This window comes from Bradyrhizobium sp. Kon69 (genome assembly GCF_055807515.1).
Map to the genome: position 1 here is coordinate 81,143 of NZ_JBVVOS010000026.1, position 17,966 is coordinate 99,108.

The 17,966-nt window shown below is 61.7% G+C and carries 19 protein-coding genes; 9 read left to right on the plus strand and 10 right to left on the minus strand.

Features of this window, described 5'->3' with window-relative positions:
* Positions 1-486 precede the first annotated feature (486 nt).
* The 4 genes from AC0L3U_RS29635 to AC0L3U_RS29650 all read right to left on the minus strand — a co-directional run bounded on the left by AC0L3U_RS29635 (position 487) and on the right by AC0L3U_RS29650 (position 4,666).
* A complete protein-coding gene (locus AC0L3U_RS29635) occupies positions 487-765 on the minus strand; it encodes a hypothetical protein (RefSeq protein WP_473364182.1) in 279 nt (92 codons plus the stop codon).
* A gap of 260 nt (positions 766-1,025) precedes the next feature.
* Positions 1,026-2,294 (minus strand): tyrosine-type recombinase/integrase, encoded by a 1,269-nt coding sequence (locus tag AC0L3U_RS29640; protein WP_473364183.1) that lies wholly within the window; start codon positions 2,292-2,294, stop codon positions 1,026-1,028.
* A 648-nt stretch (positions 2,295-2,942) separates the two neighbouring features.
* Entirely contained in the window at positions 2,943-3,689 is a 747-nt protein-coding gene (locus AC0L3U_RS29645) for a hypothetical protein (protein ID WP_473364184.1), read from the minus strand.
* A 23-nt stretch (positions 3,690-3,712) separates the two neighbouring features.
* Entirely contained in the window at positions 3,713-4,666 is a 954-nt protein-coding gene (locus AC0L3U_RS29650) for a P-loop NTPase fold protein (RefSeq protein WP_473364185.1), read from the minus strand.
* A 236-nt stretch (positions 4,667-4,902) separates the two neighbouring features.
* On the opposite strand from AC0L3U_RS29650, the gene AC0L3U_RS29655 reads away from it, so the two are divergent.
* A complete protein-coding gene (locus AC0L3U_RS29655; RefSeq protein ID WP_473364186.1) occupies positions 4,903-5,037 on the plus strand; it encodes a hypothetical protein in 135 nt (44 codons plus the stop codon).
* 148 nt (positions 5,038-5,185) lie between these two features.
* On the opposite strand, the gene AC0L3U_RS29660 is transcribed toward AC0L3U_RS29655, so the two are convergent.
* Positions 5,186-5,425: a hypothetical protein gene (locus AC0L3U_RS29660; protein WP_007603449.1), complete on the minus strand. Its 240-nt coding sequence runs from the start codon at positions 5,423-5,425 to the stop codon at positions 5,186-5,188.
* Positions 5,426-5,756: 331 nt separating this feature from the next.
* Here AC0L3U_RS29660 and AC0L3U_RS29665 point away from each other — a divergent pair, with 331 nt between their 5' ends.
* From AC0L3U_RS29665 to AC0L3U_RS29675, 3 genes are all read left to right on the plus strand, one after another.
* Complete coding sequence (locus AC0L3U_RS29665) at positions 5,757-6,665, plus strand: dihydrodipicolinate synthase family protein (protein ID WP_473364187.1); 909 nt, start codon at positions 5,757-5,759, stop codon at positions 6,663-6,665.
* 145 nt (positions 6,666-6,810) lie between these two features.
* The gene (locus tag AC0L3U_RS29670; RefSeq protein ID WP_473364188.1) at positions 6,811-7,782 is read left to right on the plus strand and encodes an SDR family NAD(P)-dependent oxidoreductase; all 972 of its coding nucleotides are present in this window, start codon (positions 6,811-6,813) and stop codon (positions 7,780-7,782) included.
* Between the two features lie 263 nt (positions 7,783-8,045).
* The gene (locus AC0L3U_RS29675) at positions 8,046-9,164 is read left to right on the plus strand and encodes an alpha/beta hydrolase family protein (RefSeq protein WP_473364189.1); all 1,119 of its coding nucleotides are present in this window, start codon (positions 8,046-8,048) and stop codon (positions 9,162-9,164) included.
* A gap of 10 nt (positions 9,165-9,174) precedes the next feature.
* On the opposite strand, the gene AC0L3U_RS29680 is transcribed toward AC0L3U_RS29675, so the two are convergent.
* Positions 9,175-9,681, minus strand: a complete 507-nt coding sequence (locus AC0L3U_RS29680) for a MarR family winged helix-turn-helix transcriptional regulator (protein ID WP_456764051.1) — start codon at positions 9,679-9,681, stop codon at positions 9,175-9,177.
* 403 nt (positions 9,682-10,084) lie between these two features.
* Between AC0L3U_RS29680 and AC0L3U_RS29685 the strand changes: the two genes are divergently transcribed.
* Positions 10,085-11,641: a porin gene (locus AC0L3U_RS29685; RefSeq protein WP_473364190.1), complete on the plus strand. Its 1,557-nt coding sequence runs from the start codon at positions 10,085-10,087 to the stop codon at positions 11,639-11,641.
* 344 nt (positions 11,642-11,985) lie between these two features.
* Here the strand turns inward: AC0L3U_RS29685 and AC0L3U_RS29690 are convergent, their stop codons facing one another.
* The 3 genes from AC0L3U_RS29690 to AC0L3U_RS29700 form a co-directional block, all read right to left on the minus strand.
* Positions 11,986-12,465, minus strand: coding sequence for a GcrA family cell cycle regulator (locus AC0L3U_RS29690; RefSeq protein ID WP_473364191.1), 480 nt, complete (start codon positions 12,463-12,465; stop codon positions 11,986-11,988).
* A 72-nt stretch (positions 12,466-12,537) separates the two neighbouring features.
* Positions 12,538-12,735 (minus strand): hypothetical protein, encoded by a 198-nt coding sequence (locus AC0L3U_RS29695; RefSeq protein WP_007603456.1) that lies wholly within the window; start codon positions 12,733-12,735, stop codon positions 12,538-12,540.
* A gap of 200 nt (positions 12,736-12,935) precedes the next feature.
* Complete coding sequence (locus AC0L3U_RS29700; RefSeq protein WP_473364192.1) at positions 12,936-13,877, minus strand: acetamidase/formamidase family protein; 942 nt, start codon at positions 13,875-13,877, stop codon at positions 12,936-12,938.
* A gap of 182 nt (positions 13,878-14,059) precedes the next feature.
* Between AC0L3U_RS29700 and AC0L3U_RS29705 the strand changes: the two genes are divergently transcribed.
* Genes AC0L3U_RS29705 through AC0L3U_RS29715 form a run of 3 tightly spaced genes read left to right on the plus strand, consistent with a single transcriptional unit; the run spans position 14,060 to position 16,842 of the window.
* A complete protein-coding gene (locus AC0L3U_RS29705; protein WP_473364193.1) occupies positions 14,060-14,809 on the plus strand; it encodes a YdcF family protein in 750 nt (249 codons plus the stop codon).
* Positions 14,810-14,866: 57 nt separating this feature from the next.
* The gene (locus AC0L3U_RS29710; protein ID WP_473348609.1) at positions 14,867-15,649 is read left to right on the plus strand and encodes a DUF169 domain-containing protein; all 783 of its coding nucleotides are present in this window, start codon (positions 14,867-14,869) and stop codon (positions 15,647-15,649) included.
* Positions 15,650-15,663: 14 nt separating this feature from the next.
* Complete coding sequence (locus AC0L3U_RS29715) at positions 15,664-16,842, plus strand: saccharopine dehydrogenase family protein (RefSeq protein ID WP_473364194.1); 1,179 nt, start codon at positions 15,664-15,666, stop codon at positions 16,840-16,842.
* On the opposite strand, the gene AC0L3U_RS29720 is transcribed toward AC0L3U_RS29715, so the two are convergent.
* The gene (locus tag AC0L3U_RS29720; RefSeq protein ID WP_473364195.1) at positions 16,793-17,299 is read right to left on the minus strand and encodes a hypothetical protein; all 507 of its coding nucleotides are present in this window, start codon (positions 17,297-17,299) and stop codon (positions 16,793-16,795) included. The genes AC0L3U_RS29715 and AC0L3U_RS29720 overlap by 50 nt on opposite strands.
* Positions 17,300-17,416: 117 nt before the next feature.
* On the opposite strand from AC0L3U_RS29720, the gene AC0L3U_RS29725 reads away from it, so the two are divergent.
* On the plus strand, positions 17,417-17,890 hold the full coding sequence (locus tag AC0L3U_RS29725; RefSeq protein WP_473364196.1) for a MarR family winged helix-turn-helix transcriptional regulator: 474 nt from the start codon (positions 17,417-17,419) through the stop codon (positions 17,888-17,890).
* The last annotated feature ends 76 nt before the right edge of the window (positions 17,891-17,966 follow it).

Sequence of the window (17,966 nt, forward strand, 5' to 3'; positions counted from 1 at the left end):
CGTCCCCATCAGACGTTTGGTCTGTACGGAGGGGCGGTCGGGGCTTCAACCGTGGGTGCGGTCGATACACCGCGTAATCGTCGACGAGAGACTGACGATCGGTCACGGCCAGAATAGCGCAGCTGTGATCGTCGCTGCATGCTTTCGCGGCCAGGTTCATCAGCGTTTTGACAAGCCCAGCGCGCGATCGCTGCCGGGGAGACAGGATCTCCGAACACATGTACGTGGACCTGTTGACCGCGGATCGCACACTGGCAACGGGATAGTAGTCTTCGAATTCACCGTAACCACCAGATTGGCCCGGTGGCACCTGTGCGTCCGAACACGCGTACAGAAAAAACCGGATGCGAGGCGCTGCGTCGATCCTCTTCCAATCGGATTCGGTAAATTCTGCCGCGTAGGGGAAGAAAATCACGCAGGCTGTTCCGTTCTGGACGAACGACACGACGTTGGTGGGCCGGGTCTCTGGCATGAGCGCGAGTGTCATCACGCCACCGCCGTTTCGTTGGCGGAAGAGCGAGCGCGCGGTGTACCCTTTGGTGATCGTGCGGTCGGCAGCGCCTCGACCGCGGCCGCGATCGTGGTTTCGTACCAGCGATTCAGTGTTCCTAGCTTCTTGTCGGGAGGAGGGATCAATCCCAGCGACAGATAGCGGGCGAAGGTGCTTCGTCCGGGATTCCCGAGCAGCTCGCGGAAAAGAAGCGCATCACCAAGGCGGTTTTCATTTGGAAAATCTGGCAGAAGGCGGGTTTGAATTCTGGACACAGCTTTGCTCCAATCGATTGATCTTGGAGCCCGAGTGCGCAGTCGGATCGAGTTTGCTTAAAGCGCCTTGTGGGGTCTGCCGAAGCAGACGGCCTACCTTGCGGTAGTACCTGCGGGTGTTCGCCGCTACACAGCCGGGGATCGTGTCCCTCGCTCCACGTCACGCGCGTCTCCGTTGCGCGACGTTTACAAAACTAGGTTCTCACGTTTTCGTGATGTACGCAAGGGCATTGTTGAGACTCGTTCGGACGGTCGGGCCGTCACGCCGCCAATTCCAACGACTTCGTCGGCAGATTTGACAACGCTGCTTCGATCGCCAGGGCCGCCTCGCGCTTCTCGTCGAACATGTGCCAGCGCGCATAGATGGCGGTCACATCGTCGTCCTTGTGATTCAGCAGCGCCTTCACATAGTCGCGTTGGATGCGCAGCGACTGCGCAAGCGTCGCAGCGGTTCGTCGTAGGTCGTGCGGTGTAAATTTTGCGAAGGCATCCTTGTAACGCTTATCGTCCAGGATCCGCCTAACCGCTTGGCTGAGGGAGTGGCGGGCGAGGGCGGTAACTTTTTCGAACCGGCTCGCGAAGACTGGCTTGTCGTTTTGGTCCTTTGCATACTTGCCGCTCAGCTCGAGCGCTTGCCGGATCAGGTCGACCGCCGCCGACGACAACGGCACCGTATGCTCGGTCTTCTTGTTCTTCGTCCGAAGCCTGGGGATGATCCAGTGTGGAGTAGGGCCGTCGAGGTCGTGGAGCTCTGACAGCATCATCCCTGCCACCTCGCCGGGGCGTTGGGCAGTCAGAAGGACGCCTTTGAGTGCCAATCGGACGGTTTCGGTCGCCTCCACCTCAGGGTCGTTGAGCGCCCCAAGGAGCACCCGAAGCTCATCTGCCGTGAGCACGCGATCCTTCTCGGTTTCCTTGCCTCCGACCTTTTTTAGGCCAGCGAGAAAATTCATCGGGACGTGATCGCGCTCTGCGGCCCAGCCCCACACGGTCCGAACCGTCGACTGCGTCCGGTTCGCGCTGGACTTCGACGATCGGGCGACCTCTTCGAAGAAGTCCATCAGCTCGCGCTTGGTGACGGAGACCGCTGGCCGCGTTCCGAACTTAGCCTTGGGGCGCTTCAGGTACCCTTCGTCGGTTTTCCAGCTGATTTTGCCGCCGGCTTTCACGTGTGCGATGTACAGGTCGCAGAGCTCGCCGAAGGTCAGCACCGCCCTAGTCTGCGTAGCGCGTTCGGCGTCCTGAACGGCGCGAGGATCGTTCCCGCCGTTCCGCTGTCGGCGCCGCTCATCGGCCTGTTCGCGGGCCTCGCTCAGGCCCAGATCAGGGTATTCGCCTAAGGTGATCCGGCGCATCCGGCCGTTCAGTTTGTAGGCAAATGTCCAGGTTTTGATGCCGGCGGGGGTGCAGCGGATGGATAGCCCTCGGCACCTGGCGTCCCCGATTTCGACACGCCCGTTGGACGCCTTAAGCGCCTTCACGAAACGGTCCGTCAACGCCTGCCGGGAAACCCGAGGAAACTTTTGCATCGGATACAATGATATCCGACGGGATGTTCCGATACAAGCTGAGGCGTCGAAAGTTATTGACATGCAAGTACTTAAGAGAGTAGCTGAGACTTAATGAGCATCCCCGAGAAACCCTAATTGCATCACTGGGAGACTAGGGGTCGGAGGTTCAAATCCTCTCGCTCCGACCATTTTTTCCAAAGCATCTGTCGGGTGATCGAGGGGCGGCATGGAGCCAGCTGCCGCCGGTGACGCATGCGCTACGATTGGTTGCGGTGGCTGCTTCGGTGGCCGGCAAACTAAAATGCCGAAAACAACCCCATGCACAGTAGCGATGTCATTGATTGGATTTCGTTTTTCCGAAGCGATTTGACGCGTCGGGCAAAACAGGGGTATGGTGTCATCATGCCGGCCTTACGAGATGGGGAAGAGACAGCGGGGCTTAAGTGCTGTGCGGGGATTCGCAGTGCGCCTCAGGGCGGCGGCCCAGTAATACCCCAGTCTGAGAGACCAGGCGGCGGGGTTCAAATCCTCTCGCGCCGATCAATCAGATCAAAGACCTAGCGGGAAGCGTTTTTTCTCGAGATCTTTCGAAACGCCACTGAGTCGCCATCGCGAATGGTCCTAGTTCGGTACCGGCGCGGTCCGTAGGCGGAGAGGCATCATCGGCTACTCGATTGATCGCCCAGCATCAAGTGGCTCATCGGAGTCTAGTGACACGCCATATTTACTCGCTCGGATTGCATTTAGCTTGGACGTATTCGCTATTCGCCTCAGAGCCTCCTTGACCTTGGCCGCGATCAGCTTTGCATCGTCACTTATGCCTCCGACCTTGCCCAATTCCAGAGGCGCGTAAATGTAGCTTCTCAGCTGTTCGCCAGAGCTGTCTTTGAATAGTTGCTCAAATCGTTCCACGGGTACGGCCGCCAGCAAGGCCAGCTTCTCGCGCTTCAAGCTTTCCACCGAGCGCAAGTCATTCTCGAAATCAAGGGTCGGCTGCGCTACCCGTCGTCGCTCTTGCATAACTTGTAGGATGCGCTCGTTCTTCACCCCGCGATAGAAAGGGTCGTCGGACGTCCAAAACTCCGAGCTGCCGTTTGCCGCCGCGTAGTCGATCAAGTTGGCCGCGTCGCTATCGCGCCCAATTTCCTCGAGTATCGCAACAGCTGCATCGAGGCTTGGACGCGATACTACAGCGAAATTGTCTTTGATCCCATGAACGATGCTCGCGGATACTTCGTCTTCGTTATCCTTGAAGCTGTCATGGAACGGACGCCAGCACTGTTCAAACGCTTCCATTTGTTTCCGCTGACCTAAGCCATTTTCGACTTCTTTCGCCCTCGACAATAACTCGTCCGCATCCAAGAGGCTCGTTTCAACGAAATTCAGGAGCGCTTTATCAAGATCGTCCATCATTCCCCAACCGTAACCGTCGAGAATTACGTCCCAACGCTCACGTTCTGGGTCGTCACTACCGTGCTCTTCGTCTTGGAATTCACCGCGCCCCATCGTGTACCGCTCGAACTGTCCACGCATGAGGTAAGAACTCGGCGGCGGTGCGGCTCCGGCATCCAGCTGCGCCACCCAAACATGACCATCGAGTGAACAATCTGACGCATAACGTCAGGCGAGCATTTGCTGAGAATCTGTTCGTCGAGCATCCGTATTAGACGCTCGATTTTCTTGATAACGCGAATATTCGAGATGTTCAGCCTCTCGCAGTGTTCCCGAATGAGGCTGGATAGATCGTCACTATCAGTGATCGCGATACCAAGTGCCTCTGCACTGGTCGGGGCAAGAACGAGTTGCGTATCAATGACTTTCTCAAAGTAATCATCGAACTGCTTCTGTCCGGCATCGTCCAGTTGCGCCGGATTGAGCAAAAACACAGCTTTGCACGCTCGCTGTTCGCGCAAGTAAGAGATTAGACCAAAGACATCTTTCACCGAAATCGAGCCGCGCCTCTCAAGATCATCGACGCAAACGATTTGATTGCGGATCGCCGAGAATAGAAGCGGCTGCGCCTTCGATAATGCGCCACCCAGATAAGGAACGGGGAGGGCAGAGAGAGCGCCCGCCAGCTTTTTTCCGCCTTTAAAAGCCGCATTACCTCCTGAGAGAAATCGTTCAAGACTTGTGCTGCCTTCTGGTAGCAGAAATTCCAAGTTCTCGAATATTGCCGTCTTCATTGCCTCCAGAGAGTCAATTCCAAAGAGTGAAACATAAGAGTGTCGCGACAGTCCCGTTTCATGTTTGCTCCGAACGCGATCTAGAATCGTTTGCCACGTATAGGTTTTTCCAACGCCCCACGATCCGGTAATGCACAGCACTTCGGGGGCAGGAGAGCGTAAGAACCGTTCGATCTCGCGTTTTACTGCTTCGGTGGATGTCATTGCCTAGTCAGGGTCCAGATTGAGAGACTTTCGCTGAGTTCAACAATATCTTCTATGTTGGCACCGCGCCGAACAATCGTAAGGCAGCGGTCCACAAATGAGCGCAACTGCACGAGGTTCGACCTTACCTCAAATACCCCACCGCCATATCCTCGTCGTTCCGTCCACCAGTGTCCTCACCATCTTCTCCGACGGCATCTCAGCTTGTTCCAGATCTACTCTATCTGACCGCGTCGATGTCGCAGACCGCGCGGGCGGCGGGCGTGCCGGTCGAACTGCATCTGCTCCGCGACCAGCCGCACAATTATGCGCTGATGCCGACGCCGGAGGGGCGACGCGCGCGTGCGATCATTCTGCGTGCGGTGGCTTAAGAGGAAGGTGTGATCGTTGTCACAAAGCGCGCCGCCGCAATGGGGACTGGCGCTGTCGATGCCCGCACGGAAAAGCCAGTCGGCCTCCGGGGCGTTTCCTCGTTTTAGTCTTGGTCCGTCGTCTTGGTATCAGTAGTTTTGCGGGGCCTTAGGCGTGGCCCTTGATCTCGTAGCGACCCGGAACGCATTTGTAGCGATCGAGCCGCCAGTTGGCGTGGTAGATCGGATGTTCGCCCATCCATTTCGCCAGGGGGGCCTGTGCGCCGATCGCACACTGCATCATCGACATCTCGGGCGTCATGTTGCTGTCGGTCACGATTTCCTCGATGCAACTGCCTGAGCTGGCTGCACTCAGCCGGCAGAGCACGGCAACGACGGTCACGAACATTCCAGTCACCTCATCGGTAGTTTCTGACCACGAAGAGGATGCAAGCGGAGTGCCAGAGCCTGTGACGCAAACAACACGCTGGCCTGGCCGACTCGACCCAGCGTCCGGACTCCATTTAGCGATTCGGATTGTAAAAAAATTGCCCCTAAACCGAAGCCGGGCAAATACGGGGAACCTGCAGGGGTGAGTCGCAGGGATGTGGAATTCCGGGGGCAGCGCCGCGCCGGTGGCGCTTCACAGGCCGCGCGCAGCCGGTAGGCTCGGAAGGACCGTGGCCACCCGCCAAAAGAGCGGGACCGCCACAAGGGATATGGAAACGCGAGGGCAGACCATGAAGGCACGACCGACCGGCGTGATCCCGCCGATGACGACGCCGTTCCGCAAGGATGGCGAGATCGACTACACGCTGGTGGCGCCACAGGTCGACTGGATGATCGGCGCCGGCGCGCATGGCGTCGCGGCCGCCGGCTCGACCGGCGAGGGGCACACGCTCGATCACGAGGAATATCGCGACCTGATGGAGGCGACGGTCGCCGCGGTGAAGGGGCGCATTCCCGTCATCGCCGGCATCATCGTCGATTCCACGCGTGATGCGATCCGCCGCGGCAAGCTGGTGCGCGACATGAATGTCGCCGCCCTCCAGGTCACGCCGGTGCATTATCTGTTCAAGCCGGACGACGAGGCGATGGTGGCGCATTTCCGCGCCATGGCGGATGAGACCGGGATGCCCATCATCATCTACAACGTGGTGCCGTGGTCGTATCTGTCGCCGGCGCTGCTGACGCGGATCATGACCGAGGTGCCGCTGGTGGTCGGCGTCAAGCAGAGCGCGGGCGACCTGAAGCTGTTCGCGGACCTCATGATGATGGCCCCGGACAAGCTGATCTACAGCGCGGTCGATGCCCTGATGTATCCGTCCTACACATTGGGGGCCCATGGCTCGATCGCCGCGATCCTGACCGCAGCACCGCATGCCTCCGTCGCGCTGTGGGATGCGGTGAAGGCGGGGGACCATCCGCGCGCGCTCGACCTGCACAAGAAGCTGCTGACGCTGTGGAACGCTGTGATCGCCGACAATCTGCCGGCCTGCACGCGCTATGCGCAGACGCTGCAGGGCCTGCCCAGGACTTATCCGCGTGCGCCGATGCCGGAGGCCTCGCCCGTGCAGCAGGCGGCGATCCGCAAGGCGCTGGACGGGCTCGGCGCGTTGAACGGGCGGCGTGTCGAGGCGGCCGAATAGTCCACGCCCCGAAATTACTGGTGAACAGGGCAGCGCCGATCCGCTTTTACCTGCGGATGCGGCGCTGCTACATTTTGTGCGCGCTCCGATGCGCGCGGCGCGAGCTGTGAAGAAACATACCGACAAGGGAGGGGCCGAAAGTCCCATGAAGGATTTTGCAGGAAAGATCGCCGTCATTACCGGTGGCGGCACGGGAATGGGGCGCGAGCTCGCGCGGCAGCTCGTCGCCGAGGGCTGCAATGTCGCGATGTGCGACGTCTCCGAAGCCGCGATGGCCGAGACCAAGCGTCTGTGCGAGGTCGAGAAGCTGCCGCAGGGCCTGCGCGTCACGAGCCACGTCGCCGACGTCTCGATCGAGGATCATCTCAAGCGATTCCGCGACGAGCTCGCCGAGCAGCAGAAGACCGACCGGATCCATCTTCTGTTCAACAATGCCGGCATCGGCGGCGGCGGCAGCCTGTTCACCAACACCCGCGAGCAGTGGGAGCGCACCTTCAACATCTGCTGGGGCGGCGTCTATCTCGGCGTCCGCACCTTCCTGCCGATGCTGGTCGCGGCCGACGAGGCCCACATCGTCAACACCGCGAGCGTCAACGGCTTCTGGGCCTCGATCGGCATGACCCAGTCGCACACCGCCTACAGCTCGGCGAAGTTCGCCGTGAAGGGATTTACCGAAGCGCTGATCAACGACCTCCGCCTGCACGCGCCGCACGTCAAATGCTCGGTGGTGATGCCCGGCCATATCGGTACCTCGATCGTCTCCAATTCGCGCAAGGTGCAGAGCGCCGACGGTTCGGAGCGGCTCAATGCCGACGAGGTCGCGCTGACCCGCAAGCGCATGGTCGCGGCCGGCGTGCCGGATGCCGACAAGATGTCGGACGACGACATCCATGCGGTGTTCACCGAACGCGCCCGCAGCTTCCTCGAGGATGCGCCGACGACGGCGGCGCAGGCCGCCAGGATCATCCTCGACGGGGTCAAGGCGGAGCAATGGCGCATTCTCGTGGGCGAGGACGCAAAGCGCCTCGACGAGCGCGTTCGTGCTACGCCGGAGCAGGCCTACGATCGCGCCTTCTTCGAAAGCTTTACGCAGGAGGTCGGCTGGCGGCTCGGCTGAGGCGGTCAACGAGCGCGCGCGGATATAGGTATGATGCTCATCATGGCAAGAGGCGCACAGCAATTTCGCGTGCCACCTCTTGCCAGTCTTCTTGCGGGTGTTCGGTCACGCATGACGAATAGGAATGTCACGCATGCAACACGTCCCTGCGTTCAAGCGATGGTGATCTCGAACGGCTCTCATTCGGCGCACGGCAGCTTGGTCAGGGAACCAAAATAGTTTACTCAGTCATCTGTAAGGCGATGACCAGAGCGTAGCTCCCGATGATACCCGCATGCCTCTCCGACGACTGGACCCTTTGCCCGGAGCGAGAGGACATCTCCGCTGAGTTCACGCGGCTCCTCACCGCGGCCCAGGAGGGCGGCGCCACGATCGCCGAATGCCTGATGATCGCGCGGCAGCTGAAGCGGGGCAACGACCAGTCCTGGCATCGCGAGTGGAAGAATCTGGCGCAGGCCAATCGGCTTCGTGCCGAGGCCGCGTTCGCGGAAGGTCACAGGGCGACCGCGCAGCGCAACTGGCTCCGCGCCATGAATTACTACAGCGCGGCCGCGATGCCGCTCGATCAGGCGGACGAGCGCCGCTGGGTCGCGGTGCTCGCGATGCAGGATTGCGCCCGCCGCTTCCTCGCCGCGCGCGATCCAGCCGGAGAGGTCCTGACGATACCCTGGCTCGACGGCCATTCGTTGCAGGGCTATTTCCTGCCCGCGCACGCGCCGTCGGGAAGTGTGCGGGCTCCGACCGTGATCTGCATCGGCGAACCCGGCCACCGCAAGGAGGAATTTCTGTTCAAGCTCGCGCCGCATGCGCGCGAGCGCGGCTTCTCGCTGCTGGCGCTGGACCTGTTCGGCGACCAGCGCGACGATCATCTCGACGCGCTGTTGCGGCGCCGGGATCTTGAGAGTGCGATTCCGTGCGTGATGGACTATCTGGAGACGTGCAGCGAGGTCGATTTCGCACGTGTCGGGATCGTCGCCGATGGCTGGGGTTCTTCCTTCGTGGCGCGCGCGGTGTTGCAGGAGCCGCGGCTTGCCGCCGCCGTCTGCGATGGCGGCCTGTGGGACCTGCACGAGCGGGCCTTTTTTGCCAGCCGATTCGCGATGAGCGACGTCAGCATCGTTCCGGTGCCGCATGCGCCGTTGATGGCCTCCAGCGCCGACTGTCCGGTGCTGATCACGCTCGGTGAGGACGGCTGGCTCAAGGCCGATCGGGCGCGTCAGATCGTCCAGACGTCCCGGCTCGGCAGTTCGGATGTCGTGTTGAAGGTGTTCACCGCGGCCGAAACCGGCGCGGCGCAGGCCCATGCGGACAACCCGAGCCTTGCCAATGAATACATCTTCGATTGGCTCGAATCGCGGCTCGGCGCCGCGGGGCGCATCTAGGGACGTTACCTCAGAAGTCGAGGGTCAGTCGGACGCAGGCCTTTTCGAGGCGGGTCTTGAGCATCGCGAGCTTGGTCGTGAATTCCGTCAGTTCCTTCTCGTCGAACTCCTGGAAGACGAATTCCTTGATCGTCTTGTACTGATCGTTGAGGCTCGCCAGGTGCTTCTGCGTCTTCTCGGTCAGGGACAGCCGGACCACCCTTGCGTCGGTCGGCGAGGGACGACGGCGCAACAGGGCCTTCTTCTCGAGCAGCTTGGACTGGGTGGTGACGAACGACGGATCGACGTGGAGGAGTTTCGAGACGACGTTGACCGGAATGCCGTCGTCCTTGTCGAGGTCGGAGATCGCCATCAGGATCAGCCATTGCGGGCCGCTGATGCCGAGCGTTCTCGCCCAGAACTGACGCAGCTCCTCCAGATACATGTTGATCGACGATATCTCCCAGGTGAAGCGCCTGATGATATCCAGATTGCCGATGGAGCGGAGGCGCGCCCCTTCTTTCCTCGTCGCTGACACAGCGTCACTCCCGTGATCTGATTTGTATGCGGCCGGTGTCGTGCAAGCCATAGTCCACGCAAGCCTGCTCTGACGCAAGTGCAGAGCAGGGTAATTTTGTCACTAAAACTACAAAGATGATCAGCTCATGGAATCGCTCCGCAATGGTGTTGCGTAAGGGGCACAGGTTTAGCGAAACTACATAGCTGACCAAATAAGGTATTTTGATTAGTGAACGGCGCGGTCATATTGCTTGTGACGGTGGGGGGTACTCGATCGTCCCGTTGCAGGTGGTTTGCTCATGTCCCTCGCATCGAAAGAGGGGCTGTCCGAAGCGCAAAGCGGCCGAGCGGATTTGTAAGACGGGGATCTGGGGGGCCTCACGGTCCGGTCTTCGTAACATGAGCAACTTGGAGGTTTTAATATGAAATTGGTGAAGAGCCTTTTGCTCGGCACTGCGGCGGGTCTGATCGCCGTCGGTGGAGCTCAGGCGGCTGATCTTCCGGTCAAGGCCAAGGCGGTCGAGTACGTGAAGGTCTGCTCGCTCTACGGCGCGGGTTTCTACTACATCCCGGGCAGCGACACCTGCATCAAGCTGGGCGGCTATCTGCGTGCCGAAGTGGCGCTCAATGCCGGCGGCAATTACAGCGCCCAGTACAACAACGTCTTCGCGGCGAACAACCGCCTGACCAACTACTACTCGATGCGCGCTCGTGAAGATCTCAACATCGACACGCGCACCGCGACCGAGTACGGCGTTGTCCGCACCTATTTCGATGCGGTCTTCACCTGGACGACCGGCAACTATGTCGGCGCCGGTTCGGGAACGGGTGCCACCCAGTACAGCAGCACGCTCGGCGTCAACGCCGCAGGCACGGGTCTGATCGGGTCCAGCGGCGGCGCCATCAACGGCACCGACGGCGGGATCTCGGGCGGCGCGCTCGGCGTCTACTACGCCTTCATCCAGTTCGCCGGCTTCACCATGGGTAAGGCGGTGTCGCAGTTCGACGCGCCCTGGATCAACTATCCCGGCAACAACTTCGACCAGCTCGTCGGCGGCAGCGGCAGCACCAACGGTGTTGCCCAGTTCACCTACACCGCCGATCTCGGCCAGGGCGTGACGGCGATCGTCTCGGCCCAGGACCAGACGCAGGTCTTCCAGACCGCCCTCTGGAATACGGCCGGCATGTCCACCACCGGCGTCCTCGGCGGTGCCTACGGCTCCAACGATCTCGGCGGCACCCGCGCCCCCGATCTCGTCGGCACGCTCCGTGTCGACCAGGCCTGGGGCCTGTTCCAGGCCTCGGTCGCGGCGCACGACAACCATGTCGCCTATTACGGCGCGAGCGAAGCCACCGGTCATCCTGAAGACAAGTGGGGCTGGGCCGTCCAGCTGGCTCTCTCGATCAAGAACATCCCGACCGGCGCCGGGGACTTGATCAACATCTCGGGCGTCTACACTGATGGCGCGAGCCGCTACAACTTCCAGGAGCTGGCAGCGACCAGCTACTCGATGTTCGGCGGTTCGGGCGGCGCGTATCAGAGCATCGGCTTCGCCGGCGTGTCTGACGCGGTGTTCGCACCCGGCAGCGGCCTCGAGCTGACCAAGACCTACGGCTTCCGTGGTGCCTACACCCACAACTGGAGCCCATACTGGAACTCGGCGCTCTATGGTGCGTGGGCCGCCGTCAGCTACAGCGGCACGGCCAAGGGCATGATCTGCGGCAGTGCCGCGTTCGCGACCCTGACCGGCACCTGCAACCCGGACTTCAACATCGGCCAGATCGGTGTCATCACCCGCTGGACCCCGGTCAAGAACCTGACCTTCTCGGCTGACTTCACCTACAGCCACCTTGACCAGAAGTACTCGGGCGTGATCACGACGCCGGCGCTCACCAGCGTTGCCAAGCCTGCGGCGGCCTATGAGCTGAAGGACCAGGACACCTACAGCCTGTTGGTTCGCGCCCAGCGCAACTGGTAAGCCTTGATCGTCGGACTTGGTCTTCGGACTTGGTCTTCGGACTTGGTCTTCAGATATGGGTCTTCGGATATGACGCAGCCCCGGCGGGACAACCGCCGGGGCTTTTTTACGAGATGTTTTTTTATGAGCGGGCGTTCGGAAAATCCGGCGGCCCGTGCGGGCGACGAAGACGAGCCATGCGATTCGGTCGGCCCAAATTTATTTACTTACCTGAGTTACTAAGCTATATAGTTTTCAGCCGATGACGAAAGTCGCGGCTCTGACTTGATGCTAAACCTCCAGAAACCTCCGGCAATGCCCTGCCGGAGGTTTTTCGTTTGAGGACACGGCTCTAGGATATGGTTCTAAGCGCGCATGACGCGCGCGCGGGAATTCGGCCGATAGGCGAGGCGGCTGTGGCCGGCGCAATAGGACTGGCCGTCGGGTGCGGAGTTGCCGCAGAAGCAGAAATCGTCCGCACCAGGCGTCGAGATCGGCCAGCGGCAGCGGTTCTCGGCAAGCTCCAGCAGCGAGCAGCGATTGGCGTCGTCGATCGGACCGGTGACCATCGGCGCACCGGTCTCGCCGTAGATCGTGGCGAGCATCTCGTATTGCAGCCGCGGCACGGTCCGTGACGCGCGCGAGGGCGCCAGGCCCCTGTCCTGAACCTTGCGGTCGTCGACCGTCCGGCCGCGCGTCAGATTGAGGCGGGACAGCTTGCCGATCACGGCATTGCGGCTGACGCCGATGTCGGCCGCGATCTCGCGGCAGGAGAGGCCAGCCTCGAAATGCTGCTTCAAAAGTTCAATTCGTTCGTCGGTCCAGGTGGGTGAGAGAACAGGCATTGGTGCGGTCCCAGGTTGCAGATGTCGGCCATCCGCCTCTCGAGATCCGTCCGCCTCACGTTCGGCGCGCGCTCACGTCCTGCCATTGTCGCGGATCGACAAAAGCCCGTCCTTGATGGCGAGACGGATGCCTTCCTCGATCAACGTACGTGCGACGCCGGGAACGCTGGTGCCGTGGGTGCCCTGTCTCACCAGCTTCTCCAGATAGGTGATGGTCGAGAGCGCCAAGGTTACGGGAATGCGGTCAGTCTCGGCTTTTTCGGTGGCCATGCCTAAACGCTAGCCTCATACGCGGGTACATAAAAGTTACTATTAAGACTCTATTTAGGTTTGGCAGCGGAAGTCAAATGCAGGCTGCGACTCTTAGTCAGCTCGTTGGAATCGCGAGGGAAATCAGGCATGGCAGGACACGCCCCGCGAGCAGGCAGTCGGCGGCGTGGCCTCGAGAGGTCAGGAGAGGGCGGGTCGGCTCAGCCGTGCACGATCGCCTTGTCGATCATGCAATGGATGCCTTTGGAGCCGTTCACGGTCTGGGTCACCCGCAGATCGGCCGCCAGGCTGCACAGCGTATAGGCGTCCTCGCGCGACAAATTGCGCCTCTCGCCCAGCAGCACGATCATGTCGCGCAGAGCCCGCACCACGCATTGGTCGAGGTCGGGGTCCATCGCCATGGTCATGTAGTGCGTCGCCGTCTCGCCGCGGGGATAATCGAGCTTGAGGTCCTTGCGCAGCGTCAGACGGAAGCGGCCCTGGAGTGCGGTCTCGATCGCGGTGACGCAGACCTCGCCGTCGCCCTGCACGCCATGGCCGTCGCCGCAGGAGAACAGCGCGCCCGGGACGAACACCGGCAGGTACAGCGTCGCACCGGCGCCAAGCTCCTTGTTGTCGAGATTGCCGCCCATGGCGCGCGGGACCAGCGAGGAGATGCGGCCCCAGGCGGGAGGCGGCGAAACGCCCATCACGCCGAAGAACGGCTTGAGCGGCAGGTCGAGCCCCCACGGCATGCGGGCGACCATCCGCGACCGGTCGAGAGGGATGTTCAGGATGCGCGTCTCGTGAAAATCGTCGGGCAGGGTGCCGGACAGCGGCTTGATCATGTTCCAGCCCCAATCCTGCCGGAGCTGGACGTCGAGGATCTCGACCGCGAGCACGTCGCCGGGCTCGGCCCCCTCGACCGCGATCGGGCCGGTGAGGATATGGCCGGGCAGCATGCGCTCGTTCTTCGCGTGAACCTCGTGCATCTCGGGCGGAATGTGAAACTTGCTGGGGTCGGGCAGCATGTCCGGACCGCCGCTGATGGTGTCGATCGTGACCTCGTCGCCGCTTGCGATGGTGAGGACCGGCTTGAGCGCGGCTTCGAAGAAGCCCCAATGACAGGTCTCGGGGCTGGAATGCAGGTGGTGATGGGTCATGTGGTATCCGTCCATTTCACAGGCCCGGGCTTGACCAGGCAATCGATCCTCTTCCAAGAAGCTTTCTGAAGATCGACGGGCGGGTCAAGTCCGCGCGCACCAGGCACGATCATTCCAGCGAGGCTCCCCTGCTTTTTGTCCTGTCCAAGACCCTCGGCACAGCGGTGCTGCCGATCAACTTGATGATCGAGCTCGGGATCGTCTCGGTCGTCCTGATGGCGACGCGCTTTGCCGCCTTCGGCCGCAAGCTCGCCGCGGCCACGCTGATCATGCTGGCGCTCGCCGCATTCTCGCCGCTCGGTAACCTTTTGCTCTATCCGCTGGAGTCGCGTTTTCCGCCGTGGGATCCGTCGCGCGGCGCGCCCGACGGCATCATCGTGCTCGGCGGCTCGGTCGACACCGATCTGTCGGCGGCACACCGCACGCCGGTCGTCGCGCACGCGGCCGATCGCCTGTTTGCGCCGGCCGAGCTCGCGCGCCGCTATCCGAACACGCGCGTTGTTTTCACCGGGGGCACCGCGAACCTGGTTTCGACAGACGCCCGGGAGGCCGACTACTCCGCGCCGATCCTGGAGAATTTGGGCATCGCGAAGCAGCGCCTGATCCTCGAGCGGGACTCTCGCAACACCTACGAGAATGCCATCTTCACCAAACAATTGGTGGCGCCCAAGCCGGGCGAGCGCTGGCTCCTGGTCACCTCGGCCTTTCACATGCCGCGTTCGATGGGGATCTTTCGCAAGGCGGGATTTGACGTCGAAGCCTATCCCGTGGACTGGCGAATGGGCGGGCGCGACGATCTTTTCTCGTTCACCAATGTCGGTGCGGACGGGCTCGGCCGAACCGAGGTCGCCGTGCGCGAATGGATCGGGCTTGTCGCCTACCGCCTGATGGGCCGCACTGGCGAGTTGCTCCCGGGACCGGCGAAGGACTAGAACCGTTCAAGAAACAATAACAGCGCCGGTGCGCGAACGCCCGGCCGGGAGGACGCCATGCAACAGCAGAGTGCAGACAGCATCGATCTTGCCGGCCTCGTTGCCGATCTCAACAGCCTGCTGCGGCTGAAGACCACGGTGATCGGCATGAAGCTGTTCGCGCGGACCGCGGACATGGAGGCAATCCCGAAAATCCGGCGGCCGAACGCAGTCCACACCACCGACCAGATCGTCAGCATGGCTGCGCGTCTGGGCTGGACCGTGGGCATCACGGCCGACGATCTCGTCGGCGCACAATGCCGCGCGGTGATCGGCCTTGCACCGCAGGACGAGAAATGGCTCGCCGGCGAAAACTATGTCGGGGTCTGGCACGGCACCGCGGAGGACGCACGCAAGCGCCAGGAGGCGCTGGACGTGGTTCCGTTCGGGCAATATCAGGCGCTCGCAGTCAGCCCGCTGGCGAGCGGCCGGCTCCACCCGCCCGATATCTGTCTCGTCTATGCGACGCCGGGGCAGATGATCATCCTGATCAACGGGCTGCAATATACCGGCTACAAGAAATTCGAATGGGGCGTGGTCGGCGAGACCGCTTGCGCCGATTCCTGGGGCAGGGCGCTCAAGAGCGGTGAGCCCAGCCTGTCCTTGCCATGCTATGCCGAACGGCGCTATGGCGGCGTGCCGGACGAGGAGATGCTGATGGCCCTGAAGCCGGAACATCTCGCCAAGGCGGTTGTGGGCATGAAGGCGCTGGCGAAGAACGGCCTGCGTTATCCGATCCCGCCCTATGGTATTCAAAGCGATGTCCGTGCCGGCATGGGCGTGAGCTACGCGAAGAAGTAAAGTAAAGGCCGACCATGAGCTCTGCGAAATTCGACATCGTCGTCTATGGCGCGACCGGTTTTACCGGCCAGCTCGTCGCCGAATATCTGACCCAGCATTACAAGAGCGACCATTCGCTCAAATGGGCGATGGCGGGCCGCAGCCTCGGCAAGCTGAAATCGGTGCGCGATGCGATCGGCGCGCCCGGGAATACGGAGCTCATTGTCGCGGATGCGTCGGATGCGGCCTCGCTGAAGGCGATGGCGGAACGGACGATGTCGGTGATCACCACTGTCGGCCCGTATCAGCTCTATGGTGAGGAACTGCTCGCCGCCTGCGTGGCCACCGGCACGGATTATTTCGATCTCTGCGGCGAGCCGATCTGGATGCGCCAGATGATCGACAAGTACGAGGCGGCTGCAAAAGAGAGCGGCGCGCGGATCGTGTTTTCGTGCGGCTACGATTCCGTGCCGTTCGAGCTCGGCACGTTCTTCGTCCAGGAAGAGGCCAAACGTGTCTTCGGCGCGCCGGCCCCGCGGGTGAAAGGGCGTGTGCGCGACATGCGCGGCACGCTCTCGGGCGGCACCGCCGCGAGCGCGAAGGCGACCTTCGATGCCGTGGCCAAGGATCTCAGCCTTGTCGCCATTCTCAACGATCATTTTGCGCTGACGCCCGGCTTCACCGGTCCGAAGCAGCCGAAAGGCAACAGGGCCGCCTTCGAGGAGGACCTGCAATCCTGGGCGGCGCCGTTCATGATGGCGCTGATCAACACGCGCAACGTTCACCGCTCCAACATGCTGATGGGATTTCCCTACGGCCAGGACTTCGTCTACGACGAGATGGTCCTGACCGGTCCCGGCGAGAAGGGCGAGGCCAACGCCAAGCTCGTGATGGCTGCCAATGCGGGCAAGACCGGCCCCGACGCACCGAAGCCGGGCGAGGGGCCGTCGAAGGAAGAGCGCGAAAACGGTCTGTTCGATCTGCTCTATATCGCGATCGCACCCGATGGCCGCATGGTTCGCGCCGGCGTCACCGGCGACCGCGATCCCGGCTACGGCTCGACCTCGAAGATGATCTCCGAATGTGCCATCTGCATGCTGCGTGACACGACCGACGTCGCAGCCGGCTTCTGGACGCCGGGCGCGGCGATGCAGCACAAGCTGATCAAGCGGCTGGTCGAGAACGCCGGGCTGACGTTCGCCGTGGAGAAGTAGCTGTCACCTTCGCCTCTCCCACGCGGCGAAGCCGACCTTTCATCCTCAAGCCGTCTCGCGTGTTGAGCACGAGCAAGGTGATGTTCACAGCTCCTGCGGCAAGCTCGACAGCCTGCACCGCATAGAACACTGCATCAAGCTCGGCGGCACTCGCCTTATGTGCGAGGAACAGTGCGGCAGGGACCAGCACCAGGATGCCATTGCCGGCGATTAGCGGCATTCGCTTGATCTTCGCGCCGACCATGCCGGCTCGCCGACCCCGTGCCAGTGTAAAGCCCGTGCCGCCCGCCGCCGCCAGCGCCGGGACCAACAAAAGAAAGCCCCATGGTATGGCCGTCTTGACGGCGGTGATGACGGCTTGGGACGCGAAAAGCTCACTGAGCGCAGTCGACAGCCAAAATGTCGAAATGGTCAGAAGCGCGATGGCGCCAGCGATGGGATGAATCACCTTGATCATAATTAGGTTTCCTTGACCGAGAACGGCTAGCTTGTTCAATGTGACACGATGGTGTCGATATTTATGCTTCAAGGAACCATATTGACATTATGATGTCAATAAATTCATGGTGACAATATGCGCGCTACGAAGCGATCTCCGGCTGGTGATGCCTTGACTGACCTCATTCTCGATCTGTTCAGGGTCAATAACCTGACCGTGACGTGGGGCGACCGGCTGGTCGCTTCGCTCGGCCTGACAAGCGCCCGCTGGCAAATTCTGGGGGCAATCGTAGCCGCGGATCGCGCCCAACCGGTCGCCTGGCTCGCCCGCGACCTTGGAGCGAACCGCCAGAACGTTCAGCGCATCGTCAATGACCTGGCGCAGGACGGGCTCGTTACGTTTGAGCCCAATCCACATCACCGTCGCGCCCACCTCGTGGTGCTGACGGACAAGGGGCGGAAGACTTACGACGCTGCCATCCGCCAGTATGACCCAAGGATCAACTCCCTTGTGCAAGGTCTTCCTATGGAAGACCTCAGGACCGCCGGTCGCCTCATGAAGGCGCTGCGCAAGAGGCTTGAAGACCAAGAGAGTGCTACAGAGGCTTGATCAATCGTCGTGCCGACATCGACCAAGTGGTGACGCTCTGCGTCCTTCTAGCGTCGCCCGTGCCGAGGCCGGTTCG